The sequence below is a fragment of the Sphingobium sp. genome (assembly GCF_003248505.1).
GTDB lineage: Bacteria > Pseudomonadota > Alphaproteobacteria > Sphingomonadales > Sphingomonadaceae > Sphingobium.
In genome coordinates this window covers 55,042-72,743 of the sequence record NZ_QFOA01000006.1, presented here as the reverse complement: position 1 = coordinate 72,743, position 17,702 = coordinate 55,042, and the positions used below count along the sequence as shown (strand labels likewise).

16 protein-coding genes and 1 tRNA gene are annotated in these 17,702 nt (G+C 62.8%); 5 read left to right on the top strand and 12 right to left on the bottom strand.

The genetic code is table 11. From position 1 onward, the window contains the following. Window positions 1–16 precede the first annotated feature (16 nt). The 5 genes from DI606_RS04550 (at window position 17) to DI606_RS04530 (ending at window position 2,902) form a co-directional block, all read left to right on the top strand. Window positions 17–88 (top strand) — tRNA-Thr (locus tag DI606_RS04550). A 158-nt stretch (window positions 89–246) separates the two neighbouring features. After that, window positions 247–978, top strand: coding sequence for a hypothetical protein (locus DI606_RS04545; RefSeq protein WP_293980135.1), 732 nt, complete (start codon window positions 247–249; stop codon window positions 976–978). Window positions 979–1,653: 675 nt separating this feature from the next. After that, window positions 1,654–1,944 (top strand): hypothetical protein, encoded by a 291-nt coding sequence (locus DI606_RS04540; protein ID WP_293980134.1) that lies wholly within the window; start codon window positions 1,654–1,656, stop codon window positions 1,942–1,944. 465 nt (window positions 1,945–2,409) lie between these two features. Beyond that, window positions 2,410–2,703, top strand: a complete 294-nt coding sequence (locus DI606_RS04535; RefSeq protein ID WP_293980132.1) for a BrnT family toxin — start codon at window positions 2,410–2,412, stop codon at window positions 2,701–2,703. Then, complete coding sequence (locus DI606_RS04530) at window positions 2,651–2,902, top strand: BrnA antitoxin family protein (protein WP_293980130.1); 252 nt, start codon at window positions 2,651–2,653, stop codon at window positions 2,900–2,902. Before DI606_RS04535 ends, DI606_RS04530 begins: the two co-directional genes overlap by 53 nt. Window positions 2,903–2,909: 7 nt before the next feature. Here the strand turns inward: DI606_RS04530 and DI606_RS04525 are convergent, their stop codons facing one another. From DI606_RS04525 to DI606_RS04470, 12 genes are all read right to left on the bottom strand, one after another. Beyond that, window positions 2,910–4,091, bottom strand: coding sequence for an integrase arm-type DNA-binding domain-containing protein (locus tag DI606_RS04525; protein WP_293980128.1), 1,182 nt, complete (start codon window positions 4,089–4,091; stop codon window positions 2,910–2,912). A 459-nt stretch (window positions 4,092–4,550) separates the two neighbouring features. Next, window positions 4,551–5,822 (bottom strand): hypothetical protein, encoded by a 1,272-nt coding sequence (locus tag DI606_RS04520; protein WP_293980126.1) that lies wholly within the window; start codon window positions 5,820–5,822, stop codon window positions 4,551–4,553. A gap of 16 nt (window positions 5,823–5,838) precedes the next feature. Continuing rightward, window positions 5,839–6,093, bottom strand: a complete 255-nt coding sequence (locus DI606_RS04515) for a hypothetical protein (RefSeq protein WP_293980125.1) — start codon at window positions 6,091–6,093, stop codon at window positions 5,839–5,841. Beyond that, window positions 6,090–6,239, bottom strand: a complete 150-nt coding sequence (locus DI606_RS04510; RefSeq protein WP_293980123.1) for a hypothetical protein — start codon at window positions 6,237–6,239, stop codon at window positions 6,090–6,092. Before DI606_RS04510 ends, DI606_RS04515 begins: the two co-directional genes overlap by 4 nt. Further along, a complete protein-coding gene (locus tag DI606_RS04505) occupies window positions 6,236–6,811 on the bottom strand; it encodes a glycoside hydrolase family 108 protein (protein ID WP_293980121.1) in 576 nt (191 codons plus the stop codon). Before DI606_RS04505 ends, DI606_RS04510 begins: the two co-directional genes overlap by 4 nt. 7 nt (window positions 6,812–6,818) lie before the next feature. Beyond that, complete coding sequence (locus tag DI606_RS04500) at window positions 6,819–6,998, bottom strand: hypothetical protein (protein ID WP_293980120.1); 180 nt, start codon at window positions 6,996–6,998, stop codon at window positions 6,819–6,821. Window positions 6,999–7,059: 61 nt separating this feature from the next. Then, window positions 7,060–9,396 (bottom strand): right-handed parallel beta-helix repeat-containing protein, encoded by a 2,337-nt coding sequence (locus tag DI606_RS04495; RefSeq protein ID WP_293980119.1) that lies wholly within the window; start codon window positions 9,394–9,396, stop codon window positions 7,060–7,062. Window positions 9,397–9,411: 15 nt separating this feature from the next. After that, a complete protein-coding gene (locus DI606_RS04490) occupies window positions 9,412–12,336 on the bottom strand; it encodes a hypothetical protein (RefSeq protein ID WP_293980118.1) in 2,925 nt (974 codons plus the stop codon). Window position 12,337: 1 nt separating this feature from the next. After that, window positions 12,338–12,757 carry a hypothetical protein gene (locus tag DI606_RS04485; RefSeq protein ID WP_293980116.1) on the bottom strand — a complete coding sequence of 140 codons (420 nt, stop codon included), beginning with the start codon at window positions 12,755–12,757 and terminating at the stop codon, window positions 12,338–12,340. Continuing rightward, a complete protein-coding gene (locus DI606_RS04480; RefSeq protein WP_293980115.1) occupies window positions 12,754–13,398 on the bottom strand; it encodes a hypothetical protein in 645 nt (214 codons plus the stop codon). The genes DI606_RS04485 and DI606_RS04480 overlap by 4 nt, the downstream gene beginning before the upstream one ends. A gap of 10 nt (window positions 13,399–13,408) precedes the next feature. Continuing rightward, window positions 13,409–14,002 (bottom strand): hypothetical protein, encoded by a 594-nt coding sequence (locus DI606_RS04475; RefSeq protein WP_293980114.1) that lies wholly within the window; start codon window positions 14,000–14,002, stop codon window positions 13,409–13,411. Further along, window positions 13,999–17,691 (bottom strand): tape measure protein, encoded by a 3,693-nt coding sequence (locus DI606_RS04470; protein WP_293980112.1) that lies wholly within the window; start codon window positions 17,689–17,691, stop codon window positions 13,999–14,001. The genes DI606_RS04475 and DI606_RS04470 overlap by 4 nt, the downstream gene beginning before the upstream one ends. Window positions 17,692–17,702: the final 11 nt, after the last annotated feature.

Below are 17,702 nucleotides of genomic sequence, written 5' to 3'. Positions count from 1 at the left end.
CCAGCCGACATGGCGCGCCGGCTTAGCACAGCGGTAGTGCAGCGGTTTTGTAAACCGAAGGTCGGGGGTTCGATCCCCTCAGCCGGCACCGCCATTAAAGCCCTTTAAGGGCTGTCTTGCACTGACAAGGGGGCATTTTGTGCTCGAGCAGTGTAAGAATCAATGGGGGCATCGCGCGAATCACTCGTGCGGGCGGTCATGTCACCTTGGGCTCAATGCCTCAATATTTTGCCGGACATCCTGCGCATGAGCGCCGCTGCCGACGCGCGCGCAATTGCTCGCGATACGCGCAAGCTCCTCAGGGATGCGGGCGGCAAGCTGGGGGGCAAGCGCCGCGGCGCGGACCCCGTCTGGCGGCACAGTTTCGACGTGGACAGCCGACAGGCGGACGTCTTCCGCCCGATCGCGGACGGGACGAAGGCGGGCGGGCTCGCATGGGCCGATGACTGGCTCCGCGCGGCGAAGGAATATGACCTGGTCCACAAGAAGAAGGGCGAGCGCAGCCCGCTGATGGCTAACGGAATACGTGTTCTAGAAACGATGCTATACAAATGTACCGATTTCAAATCCGGTAAATGCGATCCAGCGATCACAGCTTTGATGAAGCTAACGGCACTGTCGAAGAACGCTGTCGTCGACGCGCTGAAGCGCCTGCGCGAACATGGCTTCCTCGACTGGGTGCGGCGAAGCGAACGGACCACCAATGTGGGCGAGGCCGGGCCGCAACGCGTCCAGGCCACGAACGCCTACCACTTCGACATCGGTCGCCTCGGCCGCGCCGTCGGCGATGCCGGGAAGGCTGTGAAAGCGCGCTTCCTGAACCTCCGGGAGGCGCGCCGCCGCCGCGCGGCAAAAACCCCCACCCCTGCCAGCCCTGCGCCCCAGGCGGCCCCGCTGGGCCGGAGAGCGATCGATCCCGCGCTGGAGGCCGCCCTCAAACGGGCGGAAGCCGCCGGAGAGGCGCGAGTTTGGAAATAGTGATGTTTACCCTCACAGGGGTTTAAGAGGAAAGGAATGGCCTGGTCGGCCATATCAAGAAGCACCCACACACGCACAACCTGCACCCACGGTGGCCTATCGCGCCCGTGGACGGGGAGACGCTTGTCTCCCCGCTTGGCTTCCCAGGGGCGCCAAGAGGTCAGGATGGCGCGTCGATGCCCAGCGCGGCGCCCGCGGCCCCGTCGAGCGGGAAATTGGCGATGAGGAGCTCGCCCGCTTTCGTGCCCTCTCCGACTTTGGGGGCACGGTGGACAGGTCGGGAAGCTAAATCAGTCTTCGTCGTGAGGAACGCCCAGGCCGATTGTAATCAACTGGCGAATTGCTTCTGGCCGGGTGATTGGCCCGAACTCGTGCATTCGCGCCCACCCGTCAATTGCCTCGAGCATCTTTGGTGTAAGCCGAACCATTACTGGGGTCGCATTGGTTGCCGGACGGCCTCGCCGAGATTTTCCAATATCATCTATTGCGCGCGTCATTATTTGTCGATATTGAAAAAATCAGCCCGACGCAAGGCTGGAACCCTCGCGCCGGGCCTAACTCGAACCACGGAGTATCCCGATGGAACAAGCTGTCCGCGCGATTAGCATGCGCTCCCCTTTTGGTGAACCCCGCACGGTTTACGTGCCCCCCGTTAAATCTGGGGAGGCATAACCTATGGCCGCGCATGAGCAGAACTGGACGACGATTCATATCGTCGATCCCGTAAACGAGCGCCATTATGCGCTGTCGGAGGAAGCGGAATTGCAGCTTCGCATACTGCGCGATGGCCTCCGGGCTGTGGCCAATCTGGCCCGGGGGGAGGAAATGCCCTCCCAGCCCGTTCCGGAAACCATCGATGGTCACGATCTCGCCTCGATCTTCGATGTGTTCGGCATCGCATGCGGCGCTATTATCCAGACCGGCCGCTTTGCTGGCCCCAGTGTGCCAATCAAAGGAAGGAACTGAAATGGGAGCAAGAAGCAAGAAACGGCGTCGGGCGGACGGATCGATCGCCAGTGGAAAAGCCGCACCTGCTGCAGAGCGGCTTTCGATTGGGATCAATCCGAACAAGCTCGTTGAGTTGCGGGACGATCCGCGCTTTGCGGAAGTTTTCGCTGGACTGGATGAACAGGACGCTGGTTGATCGACGTCTCTCCCTTCAGCCAGTGTATACAAAGTGCCCCTAATTAATCCTCGTATTGCGCCAACGGAGGCCCGCGGTGGCCGCGTATGGCCCCCTGACAACCTCCAATACGCATAAATTGTATATACGACTATTGCGTCGAGATAAAATAAGCGTATATACGGAAATGCCGATTGATAACCGGCGATGTGAATTCTGCCGGATGGGCCGGTGGTATAGTTCGGAGCAGATAAAGATGTCTTTGCAAACGCTGAACCAGCAAATCCGCAGTTTGGGAATAACACTTTATGGATATATCTTATGACCCGATAAAACGGGAGACTACGCTTAGGGAACGTGGCCTTGATTTTGAAGATGCGGCCATTCTTTTTTCTGGCGTTTATTTCACCGAAATTGATGACCGACAAGACTATGGCGAAATTCGTGAAATATCGATTGGGGTAATTCGCGAAACTTTGGTCTTGGTGGTTGTTTGGACGGAACGCAATGGTAGCCGCCGCATCGTATCGATGAGGAAGGCGAATAAAAATGAGCGAGAAGGATATTACGAAGAGTTGGAAAGATCCGGACGAAGCTCCTAGCCTCGACCGTGATTGGTTCGCCCGGGCTGAAATCCGCGATGGTGACAAGGTTGTTCGTCGTGGCAGGCCTAAATCTGACAATAGCAAGCAAGCAATTTCTTTAAGGCTAGATGCCGACGTCGTGGAATGGTTCAAACAATCAGGATCCGGCTGGCAAACCCGCATGAATGAAGCGCTAAGGAAGATGGCGGGACTTTGACGTCCCGTCACCTTTCGATAATCATCTCTCCCCAGCGGGCAAAGAGCGTCCGGCGCTGATCGAGCAGCTGGGCGCGGTTGTAGGCGGCTTCGCTTTCGCTCGCGCCCTTGGGCGTGTGCGCCAGCGCCATGTCGATGGCGGCGCGCTCGTGCGGGAAGCGTTCGTTCATGATCGTCGAAAAGCTGGCGCGCCATCCGTGCGGGACGTGCCGGCCCTTGAAGCCCGCCCGCTTATAGAGACAGCCGATTGCCGCCTCGTTAATGGGGAAAAGCGCGGAGGAAGAACGGGTATCATACCCATTCTCACGCGCCTGTTTCAGCACCGCGACGACTTGCGCGCTGAGCGGCACGAGGTGGTCGTTGCCCGGGTCGGCCTTGCGCGCTTTCTTCAGTTTCATGCGGGCCGCAGGAATTCGCCACACGGGCGCATCGCCGTCCAGCTGCTCGATCTCGTCCCACGTCGCGCCGATCAGCGCGCCCATGCGCACGGCGGTGAGCGCGAGGAAGCGCGACGCCAGGCGCACGATCGGCAAGCCCCCTGCCCGTTCGCAGGCGGCCAGCAGCTTGCGCAATTCCTCAAGGTCGGTGATCGCGGGCTGGCGGCGCGCGATCGGCGCCGGGCGAAGCGCGCGGGACACGACGGACGCGGGATCCTGGTCGACGAGGCCCTCGGCAATCGCGAACGAAAAGACCGCCGAGATCCGCTGACGGATTCGGCGCGCCGTTTCGATGGATCCGCGCGCCTCGACGTCGCGCAGCACCTGGAGCACCGCCGGCGCGCCGATCGCGCCGATCGGCAACGCGCCGATATCGGGAAAGACGTCGCGCGCCAGGCTGTCGATCACGTCGGCCGCGTGCCGGTCGGTCCAGCGTTCCAGTTGTACCGAATGCCATTGCCGCGCGACGCTTTCGAACGTGCAAATTTGCACGGCAACCTTCGTGGCCGACGGGTCGACGCCCTGCGCGATCAGGCCCCGCGCTTCCTCGGCCCGGTCGCGCGCGTCGATCAGCTGCACGTCGGGCCACTGGCCGATGGTGAGCAGCTTCTCGCGCCCATCGATGCGATAGCGCAGCCGCCAGCTTTTCAGACCGTTGGGCTTCACGAACAGGAAAAGCCCGCGCTCGTCGAATTTCTTATAGGCGCGCGACGACGGCCGCGCGGCTTTCACCGCGGCGTTGGATAGGGCCATTATAATTTTCCGGACTTGATTTGCAGCCGATAGCGGCTGCACAGATGCGTCATACCCACGGCAGCTACGGGGTGGCGAAAGGATGGATACGGCTCGCGAGGCCCTCGATCTTGGTTGCTATGGGGCAACCTCACCCACCCCACTTTAAGGACGGATGCTCATGTTAAACCTGTTAGGCAGCGCGCCGGCTCAGACAGCCGGGAAGCCAACAATTTACCAGATTTGCCAGAACTGCGGGGTGCGCCAAGCAGAGATCATTGGCGACCGCGTGCATATTTCCCATAACTGTTCAGCGGGTGGCCAAGGAACGCATGCCTCGGTTGAACTAGCGGAAGTTAACTTCGTTCGTGGCGTTTGATCGACGGACAACCCCTCCGTCGATCAAACTTGGAAACCGGCTGAAAACCTCGCTTCCGAAAGGATGTCGCGTTGGGGCGATACCCCACGCGATACCCCGACTTACGCCGTCAAATCTGGCCGCAAAAGCGTTTGCATAAGGCCGCTGGCTATGTCGCCATAGCCCTGTCGGGACGGGTGAACGGACATCGGGGCCGACAACATTCCCAACGACACATTTTCGGCCGAGGTCGTGTCACCGGTAGTGCCCCACCGGTCGGCGATCGACAGATGCGCGACATGATCCGTGTCGTTCGCGATCCGGCGCGCAGCAAGATGGTAGGCGTAAAAGGGTTGCCCACCGCCAGGAACCGTGACGCCTCCCGCAGGCGGCAGCGCCGTATTCAGGAGCAAAGTGCAACCGCCATTGGCGGCGACGGTTGCGACAATGGCCCTTAGGTAGCTCTCATAGACATCCACCGTAGGATAGACGGTCCCGATCGCGCCGCCCCCGGTCCCCCCGCCCATCGGCGTCTGCTGCAACGACGCGTCGTTCTGGCCGAGCGAAACGATAGTGAGGCTTTCCCCCCATGCTCCGAACTGCGCTGCAATCCGCGAGCGGACATAAGCGTCGCTGACCGCCGAGTTGTTGCGGGACATCTCCCCGATTCCGAGATAGTCGAGCAGCGTCCACCCTGCCCTGCCCCAGCGGCTGACCACGACGCCCTGGTTGTTGTGATACCGAATGGCCGTGATGTGCTGCAAGTTGGTGGCATGCAGCCCGACGAGGTTGATGGTGTGCGCCGTATTGGAAAGGCCGCTGATCGTCAGAACCTTGTAACCGGGGGTGGAATTCTGACCGGCGGGCAGACCGGACGTCACGGCGCCGCCATCGATCTGGTAGGAAAATCCCCCGATCAGCGATCCGTCAGCGATCCCGCCTGCATAATAGAGGATGTCGATGGCGGTGCAGGCCGGCGTCGTGACCTGGATGGAACGGTCGGTGCGGATCCGCGCGCCCCAGTTGCACGGCCCGATTGTAAGGTCCGCCGTTGGGCCGCCGGTCAGGGCGACGCGACTGTCCGTTCCGCTGAAGAACGGCGTGATCGCGCCGCCCCCAAGGGTGCCGTAGCGTGCGGCGAACAGCGCACGCAATTGCCCGGGCCAGCCTTGCACATCGGCAATCTGATTGTTGGCAACACCGTTCGAATTTTCCGTGCCGACGCCCTGTGTGATGCTGTCGCCATGACAGGAAATGTGAACCGGTGCGCCCAAGGCGTTGCCGAGCCGCGCCCGGAATCGCCGCAGCCCACGCGGGTTGGTGAGCACACCGCCCGCCTGCTGGGCCTTTCTGGTGCGCGCTGCGATTGCCAGCGCTGCGGAATCGAGTCCCATGGTCAGTATTCCTTTGTCAGAGCAGCGTGACGGACATCGCGCCGACGCCCGTCACCCACAGGTGATCGGTGTTCGCGTAGATCGCCTCGCGCGGATTGAGGGCGTCACCTTCGTTCAACGAGGTGGGCTTTGCGCCGCCATGAACTACGCGCGCACCGCTGGCGGAAAGGTAGCGGATCACGACGTCAGCGCTGACCGTCTTTGGATAGAGGGCGCACACGTCCGTCCAGTCGGCGGGGTCGAGCGGAATGTTGGCAAGGCTGGTGGTCATGGGGCCTCCGATGGTTGAACGGGATCGCGTTCGGGTCGCGCGACCGGCGCAGGCGCCGATGCGATGCGCCCGAGCAGATCCTGAAGGGCGGCGGTGATGAGGGTGGTGCCCACCCATTTCAGGATCGGCTTCAGGGGGATTTTCATGCGCATTTCTCCGCAGAGACATTGCCGATGCGCTTGTTCACCCACCCCCGGTAGAAAACGCGTAGGTTGGCATTGGTCCGGACGAGCCGGTCATATTCGGCCAGCTGCTTGGCATCGAGCCTGGGCAGCATGGCCTGGCACAGCAACGTGCGTTGGCAGCGGGCAAAGCCGGCTATCGTCGCGGGGCCAACCTTGCCGTCGACCTTGAGTTTCAGCGCCGGGCAGATCTCGTTCAGCGACTGCTGGAAGAAGCGTGAGGGGCGCGCCGGCCCCATGTTGACCGTCGTATCGAACAGTTCCTCGGTGACCGCCGGGTCGAGTGCGATCAGGGGCTCGAAACCCGGCCCGACCAGATAATCCTGGTAATAGATGCTGTAGACCACATCGTCGGGGATGGTCCGCATCGGCCCGGTATAGCCGCGCGCGATCGCCACCTTCTTCGTGATGCCCTTGTTCGTTTCGCCGCCCGGATCGTTGGGATGATTGACGTAGCCGCCCTCCAGCCCGATCGTGGACGCGATGATCCCCAGCGCCGCAGTCGATACCGCGGCGGCTATCTTGCCCTTGCTCATGATGATGTCAGTCCTTTCGGCGGGTCCAGCGCTGGACGCTTTCGGTTTCCCAAATGCGGATAAGCATCCAGATCACGGTCAGGAGGCTGGCGATCGACGGCAGCAAATTAGCGATCGCGCCTATCAGCGCGCCCAGCGAAAGGCCGTCCGCGACGTACCGCGCCGCGTCGTGATCATGGATATTCATGAGTGGGTCCGCATATAAAAATGGCGGCCAATGGCCGCCGGGTGGTGCTGTGATGAAGCTGTCACCAGCTGCTATGGGGCCAGCGTTTCCAATTATTGTTCGCTACGCAAAGGTAGCTGTAGTTGGCGTCCGCAGCCATTTGACCTGCGAAGCCGGGGGAGTTCCAGACAGCAGGTGGTGCGACACGCTGCACGAAGGGATCGCCTTCGCCCGCCCACGTCGGGTTGTTCCAGCTGGTGCGCATGACGCCATCACCGTCGATCCAGAGCTTCTTGCCGCCGATAAAGCCAAGCGGCTTGTCCCACTGGCCTCGGATATTGAAGCCGCCGCCAAAGAAATTCCAGGCTCTGGTCTCGCCGTTGAACTGCGCCACTACATCCGCGCCGCCGGCATCCTTGAACGACAGCATGACGAAGCCGTATTTGTCGCCCGAGGGTGCACCGGCAAACATGCGCGGTTGCTGGTAGCTGCCGTTCCACCACTGGATGAAGCCCGACTTGTCGACCCCCGTCATGAAGTGCGCGGAGATGTCGGCGTCGCCATTGCCGATGATCAGGTTTGGCGTTGTGAAGGTGGCGTTGCCGCCGTTACCCCATTCCTCCAGATAGTTGGCGTTCGCAGGCTGCGTGTCGAACTTCTTGACCGTATATTGCTGGAAGCCCGACGCGCCGAACACCTTCACGCGGTTATACATCGAGTCGACCATTCGCACGAGACTGGCGATGCCATAGTGTGTGGTGATCGATGTCGGCGGTGATGTGGGCGTTGGCCCGGGAATGACCGTAACGCGGTCGTCTTCGACCTCGGGCGCTATGATCGTGGTGGGGCCGCGCCCACCCTCCAGCTGGATCACTGGCGCAGGAGCCGCCTCCGTTCCGATATTGCGGACAAACAACCCGGTCGATGAACCGCTGCAATGCTGGCGGCGGATCGCGCCCCGGCGAGGTCCGATGATCGTATTGCTTGCGTCGATCAGCCCCTCGTAGCGGTAGGCATGGATGCCCCAGCTTTGAATGTCGCCGCGCATGGTGTTGTTGGTGACGGTCACGCCCGTCAGGTCGGTTTCCTTGCCGTTGCTGTAGATGCGGATGAAAAGCTGTTCGGCGACGAGATTATACCAAGGCGGGTAGGCCACGCTCTCGGACATATCTTCGAACTCAGCATCGAAGGTGTTGTTGTCGATCGCCACATCGCGATGGCCGAACACCTGCAACTGGCCCTGGACGATCCTGTTGTTGACGAACTTATGGCCGCGCGAGAGCTCGTTGTCGCCGCCTGCGAACCAGCCCATCGAGCAGGCGAGGCGCGTGCGGAACAGGTAGGTCCGCCCATAGGCCTTGTCGTAGGTGATCCGGTTCCCGTTGCTGTCGTGGCCTTCGGAAAGCGGGCCGTATCCATTGGAGAAATCGAACGTGTTGTCGTCGATGGTGATGTTGGTCACCTCGTCGTTCGCGTGGTGCCGTTCGCAATCGATTGCCGCGACATAATAGCCGTCGCCGTCGAAGAAGCACTTCTTGACCGAGCATTCCCACGATGCGGGGAAGAACACCCCGCCATGGTAGCAATTGTGGAACTGGCACTCCTCGACATGGCTGTATCCGACACCGTGAAAGCGCGGATAGGTCTGATTGGCGATGCCCTCCCACGTCGTCGTGCCCAATGCCACGCCATAACCCAGCACATTCTGGAAGCGGCAACGGCGAACGGTGATGTTCCGCCCCCGCCAGATGGAGATGACGTGACCGATCTGGGTCACATCCCACGGGGTGCCGGAACTAAGGTTTACCTTCTGGACATAGTTGTCGAAGGAGTAGCGCTGACGCAGATCGGCGATGTTGGGATCGATCATCCGCCATCCGCCGTCGAACATGATGCCGTCGATCTCGATATTCTCGAGGCTCGAATCGTCGACGTAGCGTTGCATGAAGAAGCCGGGCGGGTTGATACGCCCATCGGCATGCTTGAGAACCGCGCCGTTCGAGCGCACTGACACGCCGTTGCGCAGCTTCACCATGCCGCGACGCCACTCGCCATCCTCCGCAGGATAATAGAGGCCGGGATGATTGAAGACGTAGGGATCGGCCCTGCGGGGGATGAACACGTCCTTCCCCTCGACGAAGGCCTTGTCGATCGCCGCCTGAATACGGTCGGCAGGCTCGGCCAAGTACCAGAACTCGTCCGTGCTGATGTTGCGGCCCTTATCGAAGGTCGCCGCCAGCAGCGCCGGGCTGGGCACGAAGACATCGGTGCCGTCCGCTGCGGTGAAGGGATAGCGACCGTTATTCTGGGGACCGCCCGTGGCCGTGCCGGTCGCCCAGTCGGTGACCTGCGCCTTGGTGGTGACAAGATGCCCCGTCGCCGCCACCAGGGCGGCGGTTGCATCTACCAATTCAGTCATGTCGATTCCTGATGCTCAGCGCCCGAAGGCAATCCAGTCGAAGCCGTCGAGGCGCTGATCGTCGCCAGTCGACGACTGCGTACCGACGGTCGCGCCAAAGCGGCTCGGTTCGCCCACGCGCTGCAACCAGAGGTCGCGGTAGATCGAGAAGGTGGCCAGATAGGGAACGGGCACCAAACTCACGCAGACCGTTGGGAACGGGTCCCTGAAAACGATGGAAAACTGCGTCTCGTTATTGATCTGGGCGCGATACTTGCCCGTTTTGATGATCAGGCCACCGGGAAAGACCTGCGTCACTTCGTCCGCAGCCCAATCCTGATTGGCGATGAATTCCTCATCCATCGCGCCGACCATCAGCTTGCCGACACGAAGCTTGGGCGCATAGACCTCGCTGTTGGGTCCGATCGTGAGCATGACCGACCCATCGGGGAGGAAGAACCTCACCTCGTCGAAATCGAAGTCGAGCCGGGCCAGCGTCCCGTTGTTAGTGCCGACGATGCCGCCCACGCGCCCGTTCGCCTTCAGCGCCAGCACATATTTGGCCAGCACGTTGCCATCGGCATCGACCGCGGCCTGCATCAGCGCAGCAACCGAAGCCGTGAGGCCGGGCTGTCCGCCGGTTCCGTTCAACGTCGCCTCGACGGTGGTCAGCCGCAGGCCCGCAGCCTTGTCGCCGTCGATGATCGCCTGGGTGAGGTCGGTGACCTTGGCGCCGAGGTCATTGGCGGCCTTGGCTTCCACTTCGTTGAACCGCTGGGCCAACGTCTTCCCGCCGCCGACATAGACGGTGCTCATGGAGAGGTTCCAGGCGGTGCCTTCGGCATTCTTCGCGCCGAGAAGGCTAAGGTCCTCGACCGCGCTGTCGGCAACCGTGCGGACATTGGTCACCACCGTGCCGATCGGCATGCCCTCCAGCGTCGTGCGGGTCTGCATGATGGCGTTGTAAGTGCCGAGCAGCTGGGTAAGGTCGAAGACGTTGGGGGTGAGGATGTTTAGGTCGGCTTTGACGGTACCGATATCGTCCTTGATCTCGACGATATCGTTGCCGATCTGGGTCAGCCGTCCGGTCCCTGTCGTGACCGTGCCGATGGTCGCGAAGCTGCCGTCGATCGGTCCGACGCGATAGCCGACCCGCACTTCATACACGGTGGTCGATTCAAGCGGCGAAATGACGTGGAGGATCTGTCCTGTTGCCGACAGGATCGCCGGACGGCTCCAGGCATCTTCCCCCGCCTTTCGATATTCGAGGAGGATTGCGTCGGCCGACGGCATATCGCTGGTGCCGATGACGATGATCGCGGGCAGGCCCTCGCCCGTCGTCGCGCCCGTCACCGCCCAGCTGGACGTCGCCGGCGGCGGCGGCTTCAGGTCGGGTGCCGTCAGCGTGAATGGCGCGGGCGGCGTGGTGGTGCGGCCCAGGGCGAAGTCATGCTTGCTGTGGGTTTCGGTTTCCCCGGCAAAGCTGATCTTGCCGGTCGCGGGATCGGGCGTCGCCTTGGTCACCAGCATGGGCTGGTTGACCAGTCCTTCCTCCGGGACGTTCAGGTTGATGACGTCGCCGGTCTTGATGCCGATCCATTCCGGACCGGTCGACCATGTGAACGGTCCTCCCTCGCGGCTGTTGACGATATCGTAGGCGGCGAGTTCCGCCGGCTGCTTCGCTTCCTCGCCGGCGAACACCTGAACCAGCGGGTAGTCGATCTCTTTCGTTCGCTGGCCGCGATCCGCTGCCACGTAGGTCGTGACCTGCACGGCAGAGCCTGAGATCACGGCCCAGTCGCTATTTTCGTCGACGTAGCGCGGGATCACAGTGTTGTAGCGATCGCGTCGCGTCTTCGTGACGTTCAGCTGCAGCTTGTCGAGCAGGTGGCGGGATTCGATCGTCGCGATCGCCGTGCGCGGCGCGGACACGAGGCAGCCGATCATCCCCCGTGACTTGGTCGGCCGCGCGCCGCCCGCCTGAAGAATTCGCTTCATCGTGGCCCACTTGCTGTCCGTGGTCCACTCGACGCCGCCCACCTTCCAGCGGTTCGCGTCGCAGATGTTGGCGCACTCGACGAATTCGGCGACGCGAATATTGGCGATGGGCGCGCCGATCCCGCACGTCCGCCTGCCGTTCTGCCAGCGGCCCAGCGCCCATGTCAGCGCGTGGAGGCCGGGATTGTCCGACCACACATAGGTGGTTTCGTCCAGCGCCCGGCATGGCCCCGAGCCGCCGGGATAGGTGCTGTCGAGGCGCGGGTCGTAGACCTTGACCCATTTCCCGATCCAGGCGGGCTCAGGCGCGCCCGCGCCGTACATTTCCCCTTCCTTGTTGAAGCGGAGGCACCACATGGCGTGAGTGATGCCGGACAGGCGATGCTGGCTGGTCCAGCCAGGCGCAGTACCGCCGCCCACGACCAGGTTGAGCGCCGTCGATTGCGGGCCACCCAGATGCACCGCCTGACCCATGTAATCGCGATACTGGCCAACGGCATTGCCTCCCGCGTCGAAGGTCACCGCAACGCCATCGGCCTTGAAGGATTCTATGCTGTCGATAGCGCCGCCGATGCTCAGCAGCGCGCCGAACCACAGCAGGTCGTTGAACTTCGTATAACCCGGGCGGGAAGACGTCGCGGCGAAGAAACGCAGGCCGGACATGCGGGTCCGCCCCATTGCATAGGGCAATCCGCTTTGCGGGTTCGTTGCAAAAGTCGTGGAGCTGCCCTGGACCGTCTGGCCCGGCATGGCTGCGGCCGATGCAAGCGAGAGCGCGCCTGCGGCGAGGCTGGCATAGGTACCGACCGCCGCGATGGTGGCGGTGGATATGCCTGCGACGGCTCCCGTCGTCCCGGCCGCAGCAGCGCCCAGCGCACCCGCCCCTGCCAGTGCGCCGACGCCGGTCGCGACCAGGGCGACCGCGCCGACGACCAGTGCTGCGGTGCGGAGTGCCTTTGCCATCTTAGAGAACGCTCCAGGCGCGCAGGATCTGTTGCGGCTGCAAGGTCACCAGCGCCGGATGATCCTGATGGAAGCCGAACAGGTTCCCGTTGCCTGCGTAGAGGCAGATCGTACCCATGGGATTATCGCCGGGAATTTCGGCCAGGTCGCCCAGCAGCATTCGCGCGGGCGCGATCGGCGTCAGGCCGATGCCGTCCGCCATGTCGGCGAGCGTCGCGTAGCCCATCCGGCGCAAAGCACGGCGCGCGCCGAGCGGGGTCTTGTAGCTGCCCGCCTTCGCGATCCGCACGGCATAACCCATTTGGGTGAGATGGAATGCCGCGATCTTCGCGCAGTCGACGCTCCCCCATGCGAAGGGCTGGTCGCGATAACGGGCCATCGTCGCCTCGATGGCGGCGTGGCGGACCTGAAGCGGGGTCATTTCAGTTTCACCGTGGAAGCGCCTGCGATGCTCGCGGCGGCGGCGGCCCAGCCCTTCGCGGTCTGGCCTGCCGGGGGCTTGGCGCCCCAGTAAAGGTTGACGTCCGTGCCGGTCATGAATTCGAGGCCGAGCTCGCCGGGCCATATGGATTGGTGAAATCCGTTGGAGGCGCGTTGCCCCTCCTCCACTTCGAACAGCCGCTCGAAGACGCTGACGACGGTATAGGACAGGGTCCTTTTGCCATCGCCATCGACATCGATCGTCGGCACGTCGATCTCACCGAGGAATAGAATTTCCGGCGCCCCGATTACCGATCCGCTGACCGGATCGACCGCCCCGACCATGACCGTGACGACGCTGCCCTGCATGTCGGGATGCGCGAGCGCCGCGGTGGCGCTGATGTCTGGCGGAAACAGGCTGATCGTGATCTCGGGCGCGCTGTCGTCCAGTTCCTCGCTCAGTTCCGAAATGCTGGCGAGCGTGCCGAAGGTCTCATCCTTGCCGACATATATTTCACCGCCCACCTGCAGCTGCGCGGATCCGTCGAGCAAACGCAGCGTGTAATCGGGAAACTCGATCTTGATGGCACCGAACAGCGTCGGCGCCGGCATCGCCAGCGCCGCTTTCAGGGCAGCGTCCATGGGGTGGCTCCTACGCGGCTTCGCTGATGGTGAAGTCGGGTAGCTGCACCCACGGCATGGTGAGCACGTCCCATTCGAAATTGCCGTCGAGCCAGCCCTCGATCATCGGGGCGGCGATCTCGATCGTGTCGTTCACCGACAGACCGGTCCTGATCATCGGCCAGATTGCGGCATTCAGGACGCCGCTGCCGTTTGCGACGGCGTCGGCGCTGAAAACATGGTTATAGCGGCGACCGTTGTGAATGACGCTCAGGCGCTGCGAGCGCTTCACCGCATAGCCCGGGGCCAAGCCCTTGATCGGCAGGATCATGCCCGCGGTTACCGCCGCTGACACGAGAGGTGCCCCGGGAACGCCGATATCGATGTCCTGCGGGATCCGCATGATCACGCCGTCCTCGCACCCGCGCGCCAGCGCATCGATCCAGGGACGCGCCGCTTCGGCCCGCATCGGCGGCATGCTGACGCGCATGGCCCAGCGCGTTCCCAAGCGGTTGATACGCTGGCTAGGCCCGCCAAGGAACGGCGTGAGAACAGACCCGAAGGACAGCACCATCATACGGACGTTGCGCACGCCCGGAGTGTTCGGCAGCATGATCGAGCTCACGAAATCTGCCTCCGTGCCCGGCGGGCGAACGAAGCCTGCGCGTCGCCGCTCGCGGCACCGACCATCGCGGGCGCCGCTGTTGCGACCATCTGCGCGGCCACGTTACCGGACACCGCAGCGATGCGGGGCTCGAACAGCGCGCCTTCCGCGATCTCGATCCGTACTACCCCGCCCGACATTGCTCCTGCGAGCGCGGTGCGGGAAACGCTGGGCGTTCTGAACGATCCGTTCCGCATCGCCTCCAGCTGAGACCGTCCGATCCGGGCCGTGGAGGCGGCGTCGAACACAAACTCCTGTCCGTGCACCACGCCCGCCACTTTGCCAGGATTGATATCGCCGGTGTAGCCGCCGCCGGAAAAGCCCTTCAGGTTACGGGCTTCGATCCCGGCGGCAAGCGATGCCACATTGGAATTGGCCGTCGAAATCGATCCCGCCAGCGCATTTCCGCCGGTGGCCAGCCCGGTCAGTTTAAGCAGGCCGCCCAGCAGGCCACCCGATCCGCCTGCGGCCTGCTGAATATTGAGCCGGATGACATCCTCGATCAGCTGGTTGAAGAAATCGCCTGCCGCCCCCTTCAATTTCAGGAAACGGGTCGCGCCCTCGGCCAGCTGGTCGTTCATATTGTCGAGGAAACTGACCTCGATCGTTTCCAGCTGATCGCCCAGGTTCGCCGCGCGATCGGCAGTTTCACGACGACGACGCTGCATCGGACTTTCGTTGTCGCGCTCCGTCTGCTGGCGTCGCAGGTCGTAAATCTGCGGCAGCGCGGCCAGGCGCTCTTTGGCCTTCCGCTCTTCGGCCGCAGTAGCGCCATTCACCACCGTGATGGCCCGCAGGCGCGCTTCCTCCTCCTCGCGCTGTATGTCCAGCAGACGAAGCTCCAGATCCCGACGCAAGCCGGTGGTGGTCGCAAGACTGGCCTGAAGCGTGGCGATGTCCTGCTGCGTCGCGAGGCCATCCAGCGTCGCGTCCAGAGCCTCCTGCGCCAAGCGGCGGCGCTCGCCCAGATCGACGACTTCGGCCTCCAGTTCGGCGCGCTGCCGGTTCTTGGTCTGTAGCACATCGACTTCCGCCGCCGTGAACCGCTTTGACCCGTTCGGCCCCTGTGACGCGATCTCCTGATCGCGGTTGAGCCGCTCCGCCTCGATCCGTGCCTTTTCGATATTGGCGCGCTCTTCCGCCGATCCGGTCAGCTGAGCCCGTGCGGCGGCGATATCGTTATCCGCCTGACGGCTTGCGGAGGCATAGGCGCGAGCGTCGGCGGCGGCATCCCGGACTGCTGCAGCTTCCTGACGCTTTGCGGCGGCAGCGCCGCGCGCCGATCTGGCGCTGTCGGCGGCCGCCTCCTTCTCGCCGCTAGCGGCCTGGAACTTCGCCTTGTCCTTCGACGCCTGCGCCGACGCCGCCTCGGCGGACAGGCCGTCTTTCCGGTATTTGCTATATTGGTCGATCTCGAATTTCTGCGCCTTGAGATCGGCGATCTGCGCCTTGTTGCCGCTCTGCCGCGCGATGGTCAGATCGCGGGTAACCGTCTGGCCGCGGTCGGCCATGTCGATATCGGTTTGCTTTGTGCGGTTTGCCGATGGCGTGAAGCTCTGCCAAGGCTCGCGCTCGATAGCATGGCGGGTGCGTTCGGCTGCGGCCTGCCGGGATTTGGCCTCGTTATATCGGTCCAGATAAAATTTGTCGGCTGCTTTATCCTCGTCTGACTTTTCAAAATATCCGAAGCGGGCAACCGACGATGTCGACTGCTGGCGACTTTCAAACTTGGATTTATAGTAGGCTTCGTCCTGTTCGGCCTTGGCCTCGAATGCCCTCGCTGTTTCCAGCTTGCTGCGCCGGGCCTCTTCGGCGACGTCACGCAATGACGTTGCGAGCTTTCCCGCCGCTGCGGTGAGGCTGTTCACGCCACCGACTGCCCCCGAAGCCGTCGCGCCTACTCCGCCGATCTGCGCAGCAGCCGAACCAGACAGCGAAGCCACCTCTTTCATGAAGGCGGAAAGGTCTTTACCCGACTGGACGAACTCCTCGTCACGGCGCTTCGCCTCGGCGACACTGTCGCGATACAGCATGATCGCGCCGACGATCGCACCGATTGCGAGCACGGCGGCACCGCCAGCGACGGAACCGCCGATCAAGGTGAGCGCGCCGGCGAACAGCTTGCCGGCGGCTGCACCTGCCCGAGCGGCAAGCGTGGCGGCGGTCGTAGCAGCGGTGGAAGCGGCGGTCGCCGCAGTTGCGCGCGCCTGCGCCCCCACAAGGGTGAGCTCGCTCGCAGCGATCTCCCCGTTTGCGACCCGGAGTCTTTCCCGGAGCCTAATCTGCGATTCAAAATCTCTCTGCGCCCGCGCGGCATCAGGGAAGCTGCGTGTCACACCTACCGATCCAAAGCCCGCAGCAGCGTTTGCTCTAACAGCAGCCTGCGCCTGAAGCGCTTCGGCACGCTGCTTGTCGATAAGCGCCAAATTGGCGGCGATAATCTCGGCATCAGCCCGACGTGCGGCAATCGTCGCCTCGATCGCACTGACCTCCGCCTGTGCGGCAGTGGCTACGGCCTGGGCCTTCTGCGCGGCGGCGACTTTACCCCCCAGCATGACGACCCGTTCCTGATCCAGCGCTTTGACGAAAAGACCGACTTCCGTCGTAGCGATCGCGATGCCGGGAACCAGAGCACGCGTCGCAAAGCCTGCGCCGATGACAGCCAGCGCCGGGCCAATCACATCGAGGTTGTTGGCAAGACCCTGGATGCCGGCGGAAACTTTTTCCGTTGCCGTCGATGCCGCTCCTGCTTCCCCGATATACTTGCCCAAAGCGTTGTTGAGCACGGTGAAGCTGTTGCCGATCGTAAGCGTGGCCTTCTCGGCCTGCTTTTCGAGATCCGACGAACCGCGCAGGAAGCCTTGAAAAAACTCGGCGCTCTTCAATTTGCCTGCGACGACTTCCGCCCGCAGTTTGGTGATAGAGCCGCCAAATCGGTCAACCCCATTCGCAACCGCCTGCAGGATCGGAAGAGCGCCTTCGTTCATCGAATTGAACTCTTCGGCTCTCACGATCTCGCCGCCCAGGGCTTGCGTTAGCTGAATAAGCGCGCCGCGCGAGGAATCGGCACTGCCACCCTGCACTTTCAAAGCAGCGGCAATACCGGACGTAAACTGCATGAGTTCGCTCTGCGAAGCGCCTAGCTCCTTCGCGGCTTGCGAAGTTCGCCCATAAAGTTGGCCAAGCGCTTCCAACTGGACGCCGTATCGCTGAGCGATCTGATACAGCTGCTCTTGCGTCGTACCGAGCTTGCCACCCTCCAGTCCTGCGACCTTCAACTGGTTGGTGAAGCGCGTATAGCTGTCGGAATAGTCGGCTATCTGGTTGGCGCTCAGCGCTGCGGCGATGGTCGATGTGCTTGCGAGCAACGTGGTGCGGATGCCATTTGACGCCGCTGCCACCTGTGCCTGCACACGCGCTGCTGTCGCGCCGATGGTCGCGATCTGCGCATTGGCGCGCTGGACGCCGGCCGCAACTGTGCTGAGCGGGCGGCCGAGCTGTGAGAAGCGGCGATCTGTTGCATCCAGGCGACGCTGCGTCTCGCTGGTGAAGCGCGCGACTTCGCGATCGCCACGCACCAAATTCGTGCGCAGCAGTTCGACGCTGGCGTCGACCTGCAGCATCAGCTGCTTCACATCGACGTCGGCCATGTGCACCTCGA